The organism is Arthrobacter sp. TmT3-37 (assembly GCF_054510835.1).
The window spans coordinates 70,509-83,660 of sequence record NZ_JBTNDU010000006.1 but is presented as its reverse complement, the minus strand read 5'-3'; the positions used below and the strand labels follow the sequence as shown (position 1 = coordinate 83,660).

Sequence of the window (13,152 nt, the reverse complement as noted above, 5' to 3'; positions counted from 1 at the left end):
AACGTGGACAGCTTCGAAGAGAACCAGCCCAGTGGCGTACAGGACCTTTTCCAGGATGCCGGCGAACCCGAGCGCCGCATCACGATCATGCTCGCCGCGTTCGAGGGCTGGAACGACGCCGGCGAGGCGGCCAGCGACGGACTGAAGTACCTGGGCCGGTTCTTCGGCAGCGAGCGCATCTCGACCATCGACGCCGACGAGTTCTACGACTTCCAGTTCACCCGTCCCATGATCAAGCGGAACTCCTCCGGCCAGCGACGCATCAAGTGGCCCAACACCCGGATCAGCAAGGCCGTCGTCCCCGACTCGAACGTCGACCTGATCCTCGTCAACGGCGTCGAGCCCTCCTACAAGTGGCGCGCCTACACCGCGGAGCTCGTCGCGCTCGCGAAGGAGTTGAGTGTCGACTGCATCGTCCTGGTCGGCGCGCTGCTGGCCGACGTGCCCCACTCGCGGCCCATCCCTGTGACGGTCACCTCGGACGACGACCTCGTCCGTGAGAGCCTCGACGTCGAACCGTCCACCTACGAGGGACCCATCGGCATCGTCGGTGTGCTGGCCGAGATGGGCCTGCTCGCGGACATCCCCACGATGTCGCTGTGGGCGGCCGTACCGCACTACGTCGGTCAGTCCCCGTCGCCGAAGGCGCAGCTGGCCCTCCTGAACAAGCTCGAGGAGATCCTGCAGATCACGGTCGACACCCATGTCCTGACGGAGGAGTCCGAGGCGTGGGAACGGGGCGTGGACGAGCTCGCGACGGAGGACCCGGAGGTGGCCGCGTACGTGCGCCAGCTCGAGGAGGCCAAGGACACCGTGGACCTCCCCGAGGCGAGCGGCGAGTCGATCGCCCGCGAGTTCGAGCGCTACCTGAAGAAGCGCCGCCGGGACTAGCGGTCCTGACGGGCCCGGCAGGACGGGCCGCCACGCGCACGGACACGTTCGACCGGGCAGCTCCGCTGCGGCCGCTGCTAGAGCCGGACGCCGAGCAGCGCGTCGACCACGTCCGCCAGGCCCTGCCGGCCGGCGGCATCGCCCACGGAACCGTGTGCGGACGCGGCGAAGGCGTCTACCGCGGCCAGGGCCGAGGGCGCGTCGAGGTCGTCAGCCAGGCATACGCGGATCTGCTCGCGCACCGCCACGACGTCGGCCGCTGCCGCCCCGTCCGCGGCGCGGCGCCAACGGTCGAAGCGGGCCACCGCCTCCTCGAGGACGCCGTCGGTCCAGGACCAGTCCGAGCGGTAGTGGTGCGCGAGGATGGCGAGACGGATGGCTGCGGGGTCCACGCCCTCGCGGCGCAGCTTCGATACGAGCACCAGGTTGCCGCGGGATTTGCTCATCTTCTCGCCGTCGTAGCCGACCATCCCGGCGTGGGCATAGTGCTCGGCCAGAGGGGTGCCACCGGACGCCCAGGCGTGGGACGCGCTCATCTCGTGATGGGGGAATACGAGGTCCGAGCCGCCTCCCTGCACGGTGAAGGGCGCGGGCAGGAAGCGCTGCGCGATCACCGCGCACTCGATGTGCCAGCCAGGACGGCCCCGGCCGAGCGTGCCGCCGGACCAGCTGGGCTCACCGGCGCGTTCGGACCGCCAGAGCAGCGGATCGAGCGCGTTGCGCTTGTGCGGGCGCTGGGGGTCGCCACCACGCTCCGCGGACAAGGCGAGCATCGTGTCGGGCGCCAGGTGCGACACCTGGCCCAGGAACCAGGAGGCAGGGTCGCTCGCGTCGAGCGTGGCGGTGGCGTCGAGGGAGAAGTAGATGTCGCCGTCGGGCTCCCCGCCCTCGCCCGGCACGGCATAGGCCAGTCCGCGCGCCACGAGCTCCTCGACGGCCGGGACGATCCAGTCGATCGCCTCCACGGCTCCGATGTAGTGGTCGGGCGGCAGGACGTTCAGTGCTTCCATGTCCTCACGGAACAGGGCGATCTGCTCGGCGGCGAGCTCACGCCAGTCCACGCCGGTGGCCGTGGCGCGCTCGAGGAGCGGATCGTCGACGTCGGTCACGTTCTGGACGTAGGAGACCGTTGCCCCGGCGTCGCGCCAGGTGCGGTTCAAGAGGTCGAAGGCGACATACGTGGACGCGTGGCCGAGGTGGGTCGCGTCATAGGGGGTGATGCCGCAGACGTAGAGGCTGCGCTCGGGATGGTCCCCGAGGGGTGCCGGCTCCTGGCTTGCCGTGTCGAACAGGTTGATGCCCGACTGGGTGCCGTCGAGTTCTGGGACAGGAGTCGAATTCCACGCAATCACACGTTCTACCTTACGGCCCGGCGTCAGGCGGTGATGACGCCGAAGCCGAGCAGGAGGTACAGGGCGAGACCGAGCAGGATGCGGTACCAGACGAAGAGCCCGTAGCCGCGCGTGCTGACGAACTTCAGGAACCAGCCGATGATCGCGAAGCCGACGACGAAGGCCACGACCGTCGCCACCGCGGTTTCCGGGAGCGCGTACGGCCCGGGCTCGTCGTAGCTCTTGACGAGCTGGAACACACCGCTGCCGAACACCGCGGGGATGGCCAGCAGGAAGGAGTACCGTGCTGCCGCCTCGCGGGTGTACCCCATGAGCAGGCCCGCGGTGATCGTGCCGCCGGACCGCGACACGCCCGGGATCAGGGCCATCGCCTGCGCCAGCCCGTAGAGGATGCCGTGCCGGTAGGTGAGGCTGTGGAGGTCGCGCGTCTGACGGCCCACGCGGTCCGCCACGGCGAGGATGAGGCCGAAGACGATCAGCATGGTGGCCACGATCCACATGCTGCGGAACGTGCTCTCGATCTGGTCCTGGAACAGCAGCCCGAGGACCACGATCGGTACGCTGCCGAGAATCACGAGCCACCCCATGCGGGCGTCCGGGTCGTTCCTCGGCACCGAGCCCCTCAGCGCGCCGAACCAGGCCGTGATGATGCGCACGATGTCCCGCCAGAAGAACACGATGACGGCGGTCTCCGTCCCCAGCTGCGTGATGGCGGTGAACGCCGCACCCGGGTCCTGCGCATTCGGCAGGAGCTCCCCGACGATGCGCAGGTGTGCGCTCGATGAAATGGGTAGGAACTCGGTAAGGCCCTGGACGAACCCCAGGATGACTGCTTCTATCCACTTCACGTCTACGACCCTAAGCCATGCGGCGCAGGGAAGGCTCTAGGCTTGGCTCCATGCAACGGCGAAACGTGGGAGCGAGCGGACTGACGGTCTCGGCTCTGGGACTCGGCACCATGAACTGGGGCCAGGAGGTCAGCGAGGAGGCCGCCCGCGAGCAGCTGCGCATCTTCACCGAAGCCGGCGGCACGCTCATCGAGACCGCTGCCCGTTACGGCGAGGGCCAGGCCGAGGCCATGCTGGGCAGCTTCATCGGTGACACCGTGGCCCGCTCCGAACTGGTGGTGGTGGTGCAGGGCGGCACGACCCGATCCGGTAGCCGGCGCCTGGACGCCTCGCGCCGCGGACTCCTGGACTCGCTGGACGCCTCGCTGTCGCTGCTGGGCACCGACCACGTCGATCTCTGGCTGGCGCCCTCTCCCGATGCCGCGGTCCCGCTGCAGGAGACCCTCAGTGCGCTCGAGTCCGCCTATGTGACAGGACGCGCGCGGTACGTCGGGGTGTCCAACTACTCCGGCTGGGAGTTCGCACGCGCCGCGGCGACCGCCTCCTTCCCGCTCATCGTGAACGACGTCGAGTACTCCCTGCTGAGCCGCGGCGCCGAGCGGGATGTCCTTCCCTCGGCGGAAGCGTTCGGCGCTGCCATCCTGGCGTGGGGTCCGCTGGGTCGGGGTGTGCTGACCGGCAAGTACCGTGGCAGGATCCCCTCCGAATCCCGTGGAGCCTCGGACGTGTGGGCGCCCTATGTGGAGCCCTACCTCTCGGGCAAGCCCCAGCGCATCACCGAGGCACTCTGCACGGCGTCACGGGGACTGGATCTCCAACCGCACGAACTCGCCCTGCGCTGGCTCCTGCACCGGCCGGGTGTGGCCTCCGCGATCGTCGGGGCACGCACCGCGCAGCAGCTCAAGGAGATCCTGCAGACCAGCGGAGCTCCTGTGGCGGAGCCCATTGCTGAAGTGCTCGACGAGGTATCGGTCCTGCAGGGCTGACCCCACCCGCGTGCGGGATGCGGCGCTCCACCCCGGGTACTGCTCCGGCCGGTGGGGTCCGGAGGTTCCGGATCGGCCGGTCAGTGCTCCACTTCGGCTTCGACGAGGTCGGACGCGTAGTCGGCGTCCTCCGGATCGTCGTCCCCGTCCTCCTCGTCGTCGTCGGACTCTTCGTAGATCTCGAGTGGTGTCACTTCCCCGAAGGCGTCGTACAGGGCTTCCTCGTAGACTTCGAACGCGTCGGCGATGCCCAGATAGGCCGCTTCGACCGCCGGATCGTCCTCCCGCCGTCGTGATGCCGACGCCGCAAGGTGTTCTTCGAGGGCCGTCACGAGGGACTGGAGCGCGACACGCGGATCTATGCTCATGGATTAGACGTTATCGGTAAAGTGGGCAGAATTGGAGGGATATGCGAGAACATTTTCTGAACGCGACCGCCGTCCGAAAGCGCGACTACGGGCGCCAGTACGAGTACCTGGTGCTGACCGTCAATGCGGGTGAACCCCTGCCGGCCGCGCGCAAACTCCTGACCGAGCATGCCGAGTACGGCAAGTGGGAACTCGAACGCAGCTGCATCTACCTGGGCGGCAGCAGGCGCTACTGGCTCCGGCGGAAAGTGCTGCGGGTGGAACGGACGGCGTGACCGGGACCGGGACGGAGCCCCGCTCGCCACGGCACCCCGCCTAGGCGGTCGGCGGGCCGAGCAGGGCCGTGGCGACCGTTGCCCGCGCGGATTCCCGGGTCGACGGATGGAACTGTCCGGCCAGGGCGTCCCGGTGCAGCCGCGCCACCTCGGACGACGCGGAGAAGCCCGATCCTCCTCCGACGTGCAGGGCGGCGGACGTCGCCGCGACCGCCGCGTCGACCGCGTGCGTCTTGAGGGTCACGAGGCGTGCGAACCACTGGGACGCCTCGCCTGCACGACCGTCGAGGTCCTGCGTGACGCTGCGGAGTTCGGCGTCCGCGCCCGTCCGCTGCATCGCGACGCCCGCCAGGAGATTCCTCAGCACCGGATCATCGGACAGGGCGCGGCCTGCGACATGGCTACGGCGCGCGGCGAGGAATTCCGCCGCCAGGTCGAGCGCGCGGTCGGCGATCCCGAGGTAGACCGCGCCGATCAGGGTCTCGAAGGCGGCGAAGATGCCAAAGACCAGCGGGTCCGCGGTGGGGCCCACGGGTAGTTGCCGGAAGACGGCGTCGGGAGGCACACGGACGTCGGTCAGCCGCGTGGTGTTCGACTGCGTGGCACGCATCCCCAGCGGGTCCCAGTCCGGCACGGTGTCCACGCCGGGGGTGCCGCGGGGGACGAAGGCATGGAGGATCGCATCGTCGTCGCCGTCGAGCCCCTCGAGCCGGCCGAAGATCCCGAGGCGGGTCCACACCGGGGACAGGCTCGTGAAAACCTTCGTGCCCGTGTAGCTGAGGACGCCGTCGGCGAGTCTTTCCACGCGCGTCAGGGAGTCGAACAGGACGGCGTCGTTGCCCGGTTCCGAGACACCGAACGCGAACACCTCGCCCCCGGCCGCCTCGTCGAGGACGGACTGGAGCGAGGCATCCCCGCGGTCGGCGAGCAGGCCCGCCACGGCCGTCCAGACGAGGTGCATGTTCACGCCCAGCGCGGTCGCCGGAGCGGCGGCGGCGAGGACGCGCTGTGCAGCAGCAGCCCTGCCCATCCCACCCTCGTCGCCGGGCGGTGTCTCGACGAGCATCCGGAGGTAGCCGGAGTCCACGAGCTCCGCGAAGTCCTCGTGGAAGAACGCGTTGGCCGCGTCGTAGCCCGCGGCGCGTTCCCTGAACCGCCCCAGCATCGCCTCGGTCAGGTAGGCGGACCGGTCCGCCGTCGTCATCCCGCTCCCCCGCCGCTCAGTAGGTGGTCAGCAGGCGGGCGAGCACCTTGGCGCCGAAGCGGAGGGAATCTGCCGGCACGCGCTCGTCCACGCCATGGAACATGCCGGTGAAGTCGAGCTCGTCGGGCAGCTGCAACGGGGCGAAGCCGTAGCCGGTGATGCCGAGGCGGCTGAGCGACTTGTTGTCCGTGCCTCCCGAGAGCGTGTAGGGCAGCACCTTCGCGCCCGGATCCTCGGCGTGCAGGGCGTCGATCATGGAGTCCACGAGGTTGCCCGCGAACGGGACCTCGAGCGAGGTGTCCTTGTGCTCGTAGGTCACGTCGACCCCGTCGCCGGCGAGGCCCCGGATGATCTCGAGGACCTGGTCCTGCTGGCCGGGCAGGGTACGCACGTCGATGAGGGCCTCGGCGGTGCCCGGGATCACGTTGTGCTTGTAGCCGCTCTTGAGGACGGTGGGGTTCGCGGTGTTCTGCAGGGTCGCCCCGACGAAGCGCGCCACGGTACCGAGTTCCTTCAGGAGCACGTCGGGGTTGTCGGGATCGAATTCGACCCCGGTCAGCTCGGTGACACCGTCGAGGAACTGGCGCGTGGTGGGCGTCAGCTCGATGGGCCAGCGGTGCTCCCCGATCCGCGTGACGGCGCGCGCGAGCGCGGTCACGGCGTTGTCGGTGTTGATCTGCGAGCCGTGGCCGGCGCGCCCGTGGGCCACGAGCCGCAGCCAGGAGATGCCCTTCTCGGCCGTCTGCAGGAGGTACGTGCGCTGCCCGCCGATGGTCGCGGAGAAGCCGCCGACCTCGGAGATGGCTTCGGCGGCCCCCTCGAAGACCTCCGGCTTGTTGTCGACCAGCCAGGATGCACCGTAGGCGCCTCCCGCTTCCTCGTCCGCGAAGAAGCCGAAGATGAGGTCGCGCTGCGGCTTGATGCCGTCACGCTGCATGGACCGCAGGACGGAGAGGATCATGGCGTCCATGTCCTTCATGTCCACGGCGCCGCGCCCCCAGATCAGGCCGTCCTTCTCCTCGCCGCCGAAGGGGTCGACGGTCCAGTCCTCCTTCTGTGCCGGCACGACGTCCAGGTGACCGTGCACCACCAGTGCGGGCAGCGACGGATCCGAGCCCTCCATGCGGGCGACGACGGATGCGCGACCGGGCGCGGATTCGAAGATCTGCGTGGACAGGCCCACCTCCTCGATGAGCCCTGCCGTGTACTCGGCGGCCTTCCTCTCCCCGGGGCCGACGTTGTCCCCGAAGTTCGAGGTATCGAAACGGATCAGTTCCTGGCAGATCCTGACAACTTCATCTTCGGGTGTAATGCCCACGTGGTCCTCCTGGGTAGCGGTTACTGCTCCAGCCTACCGAGAGTCACCGCCCGACCGGCCACGCCTTCCCGTTCCGTCGGCATCGGACAGCCGGCCTTCCCCGCCGGGGTCACGTCCTGCACGGGGTGCGGTCAGTTCCTCTTCAGTTCCTCTTCAGTTCCTCGGCCAGCATGACGACGATGCCGCTCGGACCGCGGACGTAGGTGAGTTTGTAGGCGTCCCCGTATCTCGCCACGCCACGCAGGGGGTAGCAGCCGTGCCGTGCGGCGATGTCGAGGGCCTCGTCGATGTCGTCCACCGAGAAGGCGATCCGGTGCATGCCGATCTCGTTGGGACGGGTCGGCTCCGTCTCGATCGCGTCCGGGTGGATGTACTCGAAGAGCTCGAGGCGACCATCCCCCTCCGGCGTCTGCAGCATGGCGATCCTGGCGTGATTGCCGTCGAGGCCGACGGCGGTGTCGGCCCACTCCCCACTGACCGTGTCGCGGCCGAGCACGGTGAGGCCGAGGTCGGTGAAGAAGGCGATCGCCGCTTCCAGGTCGCGGACCGCGATGCCTACGTTCTCGAGTCGGAGGGGCATGCGGGACACGCTACCAAGGCAGGATGGCCCCGGCGAGGCCCCTGGGCGCGGGAGGGCCACCGGCAACGAGGGCTACCCGGTCGGATCGGGATCGGAGTCCGGCACGTGGTCGAGGTCGGCGTCCGAGGGGGCTCGTCGGGGGGCGGGCAGTTCGTCGATCAGTTCGTTGACGGCCTGCGCTATGAGGTCCCGTTGCAGACGGGGCAGGTCGATCAGCGCCTGGAGATATGCGTGGACCTCGTACTCCTCGACCATGCCGGAGAAGGAGAAATAGCGTAACCACACCTCCGAGATGCTCACCCCCGCTTCATGGATGGCCTTGCTGGTCAGGAGTCGTTGTTCCGCACTCCTGCTGCTGCCGGCACTGCGTGCGGTGCTGTTCGAGCTCGCCTTCCCAGGGCGATGACCAGGGTGATGGCCAGGGTGATGACCAGGGGGATCGCCCGGGTTTCGTTCACGATCGTCGTGCTGGTCGCCGTACATCAGGTCCCGCCGATGAATCGGGAGGGGTCGAGATCGCGACGGGCGACGATGGTGGTCGCCAGTTCGGCCATGGTGATGCCGGTGTCCGTGACCAGCATGAGCATGTGCTCGAAGGCTTCATCCGGATCCATGTCGTGACGCTCCATCATGATGCCCCGGGCGAGATCGATGGTGCCCCTCGTGCTGAGTGCCCTGGTCACGTCGGCATCGATGCGCTGCGGCATGTCACCGGCCCGGATATGGCCGAGCAGGGCCGCTGCTGAGGTGGCGAGATGGGACAGCACCCGAGCATCAGCGGTCGTGAAGGCGTTCGGTATGCCCGAATAGGTCTTCAGTGCTCCGATCGATTCCTTGCCCCGGACGAGGGGCACGGTGGCGCACGACCGGATACCGGCATCGGCTGCCGCCGAGTTCCAGCGCTTCCACCTCCCGTCCGTGGTGGTGTCATCGATGATCTGCGCCTCGGCCGTCGCCCATGCGGTCAGGCAGGGCCCCTCGCCCAGGTCGTACTGGAGTCGGTCGGCGGCCAGAACGGAATCATCCGTCGACCCGACGCTGGTCCGCTCCCCGCCCAGGATCAGGGACACTCCTGCCCCCTCCGCGCGCTCGATGACGGTCCGGACGGCTTCTGCGAGGTCATCCACGGCGTGCTGCGCGGCGTGTTCCGTCAGGAGGAGACCCTTCGTGCGTCCGACGAGGACACCGAGTCCACTGATGGGGGGTACGGGATCCATGCGTGCCTCCAGCTACTCAGCGGCCACCCGTGGGCGAAGGATGACCGTTGTCCCCATGGCCGGCGCGCTCGGAGCCCGGCGGCCCTTCTGGTGATCAGTGTGCACACAGCCTCTCCGGTCCCTCAACGGTTGCGTGATCATGACCGACAGGGGCGGTCGTGCCCACCATGTGCTCGGGGCAGCTTCTGCACACAGCGCGGGGAGTTCCCGTTACCGTGAATGCCATACGACGTCGTCCGCGGGCGCGGACGGCCGGGGTGCGGCCTGATCCGGTGGACAGAGGAGCGAGCATGGTCGGGAAGAGTGCTGACGATGAGATGAGGGAGCCCGCACGGCTTCAGGACCTGGTCCTCGACAGCACCGACCTCGAGAAGTTCCTGACCCGACTCTCCGAATTCGTGGCGCAGACCTTCTCCTCGGACACCCGGGAGGTCCTCTGCAGCGTGACCCTGCTGCGCCCCAGGACCAAGGGGGTCATCGCCAGCAGCAGCGACCACGCCAGAAAAGTGGACGAGGTGCAGCTGTCCTTCGACGACGGCCCGTGCCTGCGGGCCGCACGCGACGGGCAGACCTACACGGTCCAGGACTTCACCACCGAGGACCGCTTCGGGGACTACTCCCCCACCGTCCTCAAGCACGGCATCCGCTCCGCCCTGGGCATACCGATCACCCTGGAGGGCCATGCCGCAGCTGGGCTCGACCTCTACGCCACGGCCCCGGACGTCTTCGACGACGAGGTCATCGTGGCCGCTGAGGGACTCGCCGCGGAAGCGTCCCAGCTGCTGCGCATGGCGGTCCACATCGCCCACCTCACGGCAACGAACCACGACCTCACCCAGGCGATGAATTCGCGGACCACGATCGACGTCGCTGCGGGCATCATCATGGCCCAGAACCGGTGCGGCCACGACAACGCGATGACCATTCTCCGGGCCGCTTCCAGCGGCCGGAACATGAAACTCCGCGATGTCGCAGCCGCCGTCGTGGAATCCCTCGGACAACAGACTCCCGCCACACACTTCGAGACCTGAACCCCCACCACGATCCGTGCCGACAATCCGGCGCCCCTACGGTACGTCCTGGCTAGAGAACCGCAGGTGACGGCGCCAGGGCTTCGATGATGGCGTCGGTGACGTCGTCGGTGGTGGCTTCTCCGCCGATGTCGCGGGTCAGGTGCCCGGCGGCGGTGGTCCGCTCGATGGCTGATTCGAGCTGTCGTGCCTCATCGTGCAGTCCGAAGTGGTCGAGCATCAGGGCTGCACTGGCGATGGCACCGATGGGGTTGCTGATGCCCTTGCCCGCGATGTCCGGGGCGGTGCCGTGTACGGGCTCGAACATCGACGGGAACCGGCGCTCCGGGTTCAGGTTGGCGCTCGCCGCCAGGCCGAGGCTGCCTGCGAGCGCCGAGCCCAGATCCGAGAGGATGTCCGCATTCAGGTTCGAGGCCACGACGACGGACAGGTCCTCCGGCTTGAGGACGAATTTCGCGCTCATCGCATCCACCAGGACGCTTTCGGTCGTGACGTCCGGGTAATCCAGGGCGACGCGGTCGAACACCTCGTCCCACAGCACCATGCCGTACTGCTGGGCATTGGACTTGGTGACGCTGGAGACCTTCTTCACGGTGCGGGTGCGGGCCAGGTCGAAAGCGAAGCGCATGATGCGCTCGCAGCCCTTCTCGGTGAAGAGCGCGGTCTGGAGGGCTACCTCGTTCCCCGGTCCGCGTCCGCTGAGGTTGCGTCCGCCGATGCCGGCGTACTCGCCCTCGCTGTTCTCCCGCACGACCACCCAGTCGAGCTCGGTGTCATCGGCCTTGCGCAGCGGGGACTGGACGCCGGGCAGGAACCTCACCGGGCGGATGTTCGCCCACTGGTCGAAGTTCTGGGTGATGTTCAGGCGCAGACCCCAGAGGCTGATGTGGTCCGGCACGTTCTCCCAGCCCACGGCTCCGAAATAGATGGCGTCGAAGTCCTTCAGGGTCTCCAGGCCGTCGTAGGCCATCATCTTCCCGGTCTCGGCGTAGTACTCGCATCCCCACGGGAACTCGGTCCACTCGAAGGCGAACGTACCGCCGGCGTGCGAGGCGAGCGCATCGAGGACCCTGCGACCGGCGGAGACGACCTCCTTGCCGACGCCGTCCGCGGGGATCGATGCGATTCTGAATGTCCGGGTGGCGCTCATGCCGTCCTCCTCGTCGAGTGGTGGCAGATTCGGCTGCCCTACCTCCTCCAGTAGAGCGTTCGGGAACTCCCGGCGTCCAAGAGCTTCTTCGAATACTGCTGATAGGTGTTGCCTATGGGAGCGAGGGACACACCGATCTGATCCGTTGATCGGTTTTACCTATCCGGGTAGTAGGAAGACGGTCTTGGACGGAATCACCTGACGCGGGCACAGTGAGTGCATCCCTTCCGACGAGAGGACGAAGATGTCCAGCAATCGAGCAGACCCGACCGATCTGACGACCACCGGTCCCCGGACCGACGTCCGCACAGCCCTGCTGGGTGGCAAGTCCTTCCGGAGCCTCAGCGAGCAGAAACTCTCGCCGCGGGAGGAGAAGTTCGAACGTACGCGGCAGACGCTGGGGTTCTTCCTGGCTCCCGCCGTCGCGCTGATCTTCGCACTCCTGCCCACCGGGATGGACCGTTCCCAGCAGTTGCTCGCCGCGGTGCTGCTGGGCGTGATCATCCTCTGGATCTGCGAACCGGTGCCCATCCCTGTCGGCGGCCTGGTCGGCGTGGCTGCCGTCGTCCTTCTCGGAATCGCTCCGGCGAGCGATGTGCTGGCACCCTTCGGTTCGACGACCATCTTCACCTTCATCGGCGCTTTCATCCTGGCCGCGGCGATGCTCAAGCACGGCATCGCCCAACGCCTGGCCTTTGCCGTCCTGTCCATCCCAGGGGTCGCGAAGTCGACCTACCGGATCATCATCGCATTCGGCCTGATCACGTGCCTGTTGTCGGCGTTCGTCTCCAATACCGCCACGGTGGCCATGCTCATGCCGACCGCCCTCGGGATCCTGGCCGTCATCGCGAAGCTCATGCAGGACCGCGGGGTCGTCAAGGCCGATTTCGACCCTCTCCGGCTCCGCGTCGGTGCAGCCCTGATGCTGATGCTGGCCTACGGGGCCAGCGTCGGCGGTCTCCTCACACCGGTCGGCTCTCCCCCGAACCTCATCGGCCGCGGGCTCATCGAGGAAGCCACCGGCGTCAAGATCGGCTTCGTCCAGTGGACAGCGACGGTCGCCCCGATCTGCGCAGCGATGTTCGTCGTCCTCGCCCTGATCATGTTCCTGCTCAACAAGCCGGAGATCCGCAGGATCGAAGGCGTCGAGGAATTCATCCGCGAGCAGAAGGCCGAGCAGGGCAGGATGTCGCGTGCGGAGAAGAACACCCTGTTCGCCTTCGGCCTGACCGTCACCCTGTGGCTCCTGCCCGCGGTTGCCAGCCTCGTCGCCGGCCCTGATTCCGATCTCTACACCCTTTTCGACAACCGGCTCGACGAGGGCATCGTCGCAGTGCTCGGTGCCTCCCTCCTGTTCATCCTCCCGACGGACTGGAAGCAGCGCAAGGCGACCATGACCTGGTCCGACGCGTCGAAGATCGACTGGGGCACCATCCTCCTGTTCGGTACCGGCATCATCTTCGGCGCCCTGCTCGCCGACACGGGACTCGCCGAGACCATCGGGACCGCGGCATCGAACAATCTCGGCATCACCAACATCGTGGCGATCACCGCGTTCTCCGCGATCCTGGCGATCCTCATCTCGGAGACGACCAGCAACACCGCCTCCGCGGCCGTCGTCGTACCGATCGTCATCCCCCTGTGCGTGGCCTTGGGAGTGGACCCCTTCGTCCCCGCCCTGGCAGCGACCTTCGCGGCATCCTTCGGCTTCATGCTGCCGGTGTCGACCCCGCAGAACGCCATCGTGTACGGCACCGGCGCAGTTCCCATCACCCGCATGGTGAGGACCGGTTTCGCCTTCGACGTCATCGGCGCGATCCTCATCATCAGCATCGTCCCGATCATGGTCGGCGTCACGGGCATCGGCTCCTAGGACACCAGTAGCCTCTCGGTCCACGGATCACGCAGGGCGTAGTCTGTGGACCGACCGGC

15 protein-coding genes are annotated in these 13,152 nt (G+C 67.9%); 5 read left to right on the top strand and 10 right to left on the bottom strand.

Annotated elements, in window-relative coordinates; genetic code table 11:
- Window positions 1-3: 3 nt before the first annotated feature.
- On the top strand, window positions 4-891 hold the full coding sequence (locus ACX80U_RS10040; RefSeq protein WP_244186060.1) for a PAC2 family protein: 888 nt from the start codon (window positions 4-6) through the stop codon (window positions 889-891).
- Between the two features lie 77 nt (window positions 892-968).
- Here ACX80U_RS10040 and mshC read toward each other — a convergent pair whose 3' ends face one another.
- Window positions 969-2,243 carry a cysteine--1-D-myo-inosityl 2-amino-2-deoxy-alpha-D-glucopyranoside ligase gene (gene mshC, locus ACX80U_RS10035; protein ID WP_459268292.1) on the bottom strand — a complete coding sequence of 425 codons (1,275 nt, stop codon included), beginning with the start codon at window positions 2,241-2,243 and terminating at the stop codon, window positions 969-971.
- A gap of 23 nt (window positions 2,244-2,266) precedes the next feature.
- The gene (locus tag ACX80U_RS10030; RefSeq protein ID WP_459268291.1) at window positions 2,267-3,091 is read right to left on the bottom strand and encodes an undecaprenyl-diphosphate phosphatase; all 825 of its coding nucleotides are present in this window, start codon (window positions 3,089-3,091) and stop codon (window positions 2,267-2,269) included.
- Between the two features lie 50 nt (window positions 3,092-3,141).
- Here ACX80U_RS10030 and ACX80U_RS10025 point away from each other — a divergent pair, with 50 nt between their 5' ends.
- Window positions 3,142-4,077 carry an aldo/keto reductase gene (locus ACX80U_RS10025; RefSeq protein WP_208741149.1) on the top strand — a complete coding sequence of 312 codons (936 nt, stop codon included), beginning with the start codon at window positions 3,142-3,144 and terminating at the stop codon, window positions 4,075-4,077.
- A gap of 80 nt (window positions 4,078-4,157) precedes the next feature.
- Here ACX80U_RS10025 and ACX80U_RS10020 read toward each other — a convergent pair whose 3' ends face one another.
- Window positions 4,158-4,445: a hypothetical protein gene (locus ACX80U_RS10020; RefSeq protein WP_459268290.1), complete on the bottom strand. Its 288-nt coding sequence runs from the start codon at window positions 4,443-4,445 to the stop codon at window positions 4,158-4,160.
- 41 nt (window positions 4,446-4,486) lie between these two features.
- Between ACX80U_RS10020 and ACX80U_RS10015 the strand changes: the two genes are divergently transcribed.
- Window positions 4,487-4,720, top strand: coding sequence for a DUF5703 family protein (locus ACX80U_RS10015; protein ID WP_459268289.1), 234 nt, complete (start codon window positions 4,487-4,489; stop codon window positions 4,718-4,720).
- A gap of 40 nt (window positions 4,721-4,760) precedes the next feature.
- Here ACX80U_RS10015 and ACX80U_RS10010 read toward each other — a convergent pair whose 3' ends face one another.
- From ACX80U_RS10010 to ACX80U_RS09985, 6 genes are all read right to left on the bottom strand, one after another.
- Window positions 4,761-5,924, bottom strand: coding sequence for an acyl-CoA dehydrogenase family protein (locus tag ACX80U_RS10010; protein WP_459268288.1), 1,164 nt, complete (start codon window positions 5,922-5,924; stop codon window positions 4,761-4,763).
- 16 nt (window positions 5,925-5,940) lie between these two features.
- Window positions 5,941-7,242: a M20/M25/M40 family metallo-hydrolase gene (locus tag ACX80U_RS10005; RefSeq protein ID WP_459268287.1), complete on the bottom strand. Its 1,302-nt coding sequence runs from the start codon at window positions 7,240-7,242 to the stop codon at window positions 5,941-5,943.
- Window positions 7,243-7,384: 142 nt separating this feature from the next.
- Complete coding sequence (locus tag ACX80U_RS10000; RefSeq protein WP_459268286.1) at window positions 7,385-7,822, bottom strand: VOC family protein; 438 nt, start codon at window positions 7,820-7,822, stop codon at window positions 7,385-7,387.
- 72 nt (window positions 7,823-7,894) lie between these two features.
- Window positions 7,895-8,122, bottom strand: coding sequence for a hypothetical protein (locus ACX80U_RS09995; RefSeq protein WP_208740406.1), 228 nt, complete (start codon window positions 8,120-8,122; stop codon window positions 7,895-7,897).
- Window positions 8,123-8,148: 26 nt separating this feature from the next.
- The gene (locus ACX80U_RS09990; protein WP_459268285.1) at window positions 8,149-8,280 is read right to left on the bottom strand and encodes a hypothetical protein; all 132 of its coding nucleotides are present in this window, start codon (window positions 8,278-8,280) and stop codon (window positions 8,149-8,151) included.
- Window positions 8,281-8,304: 24 nt separating this feature from the next.
- Window positions 8,305-9,039, bottom strand: coding sequence for a GAF and ANTAR domain-containing protein (locus ACX80U_RS09985; protein ID WP_459268284.1), 735 nt, complete (start codon window positions 9,037-9,039; stop codon window positions 8,305-8,307).
- A gap of 290 nt (window positions 9,040-9,329) precedes the next feature.
- Here ACX80U_RS09985 and ACX80U_RS09980 point away from each other — a divergent pair, with 290 nt between their 5' ends.
- Window positions 9,330-10,070 (top strand): ANTAR domain-containing protein, encoded by a 741-nt coding sequence (locus ACX80U_RS09980; RefSeq protein WP_459268283.1) that lies wholly within the window; start codon window positions 9,330-9,332, stop codon window positions 10,068-10,070.
- 52 nt (window positions 10,071-10,122) lie between these two features.
- Here the strand turns inward: ACX80U_RS09980 and ACX80U_RS09975 are convergent, their stop codons facing one another.
- Window positions 10,123-11,220, bottom strand: a complete 1,098-nt coding sequence (locus ACX80U_RS09975) for a tartrate dehydrogenase (protein ID WP_459268282.1) — start codon at window positions 11,218-11,220, stop codon at window positions 10,123-10,125.
- Between the two features lie 244 nt (window positions 11,221-11,464).
- On the opposite strand from ACX80U_RS09975, the gene ACX80U_RS09970 reads away from it, so the two are divergent.
- The gene (locus ACX80U_RS09970; RefSeq protein WP_459268281.1) at window positions 11,465-13,093 is read left to right on the top strand and encodes an SLC13 family permease; all 1,629 of its coding nucleotides are present in this window, start codon (window positions 11,465-11,467) and stop codon (window positions 13,091-13,093) included.
- Window positions 13,094-13,152: the final 59 nt, after the last annotated feature.

Excerpts from the sequence above, each read along its gene's own strand:
- ACX80U_RS10025 (WP_208741149.1), top strand. The coding sequence starts at position 3,142 with ATGCAACGGCGAAACGTGGGAGCGAGCGGACTGACGGTCTCGGCTCTG.
- ACX80U_RS10020 (WP_459268290.1), bottom strand. The coding sequence starts at position 4,445 with ATGAGCATAGATCCGCGTGTCGCGCTCCAGTCCCTCGTGACGGCCCTC.
- ACX80U_RS10015 (WP_459268289.1), top strand. The coding sequence starts at position 4,487 with ATGCGAGAACATTTTCTGAACGCGACCGCCGTCCGAAAGCGCGACTAC.
- ACX80U_RS10010 (WP_459268288.1), bottom strand. The coding sequence starts at position 5,924 with ATGACGACGGCGGACCGGTCCGCCTACCTGACCGAGGCGATGCTGGGG.
- ACX80U_RS10000 (WP_459268286.1), bottom strand. The coding sequence starts at position 7,822 with ATGCCCCTCCGACTCGAGAACGTAGGCATCGCGGTCCGCGACCTGGAA.
- ACX80U_RS09985 (WP_459268284.1), bottom strand. The coding sequence starts at position 9,039 with ATGGATCCCGTACCCCCCATCAGTGGACTCGGTGTCCTCGTCGGACGC.
- ACX80U_RS09980 (WP_459268283.1), top strand. The coding sequence starts at position 9,330 with ATGGTCGGGAAGAGTGCTGACGATGAGATGAGGGAGCCCGCACGGCTT.
- ACX80U_RS09975 (WP_459268282.1), bottom strand. The coding sequence starts at position 11,220 with ATGAGCGCCACCCGGACATTCAGAATCGCATCGATCCCCGCGGACGGC.
- ACX80U_RS09970 (WP_459268281.1), top strand. The coding sequence starts at position 11,465 with ATGTCCAGCAATCGAGCAGACCCGACCGATCTGACGACCACCGGTCCC.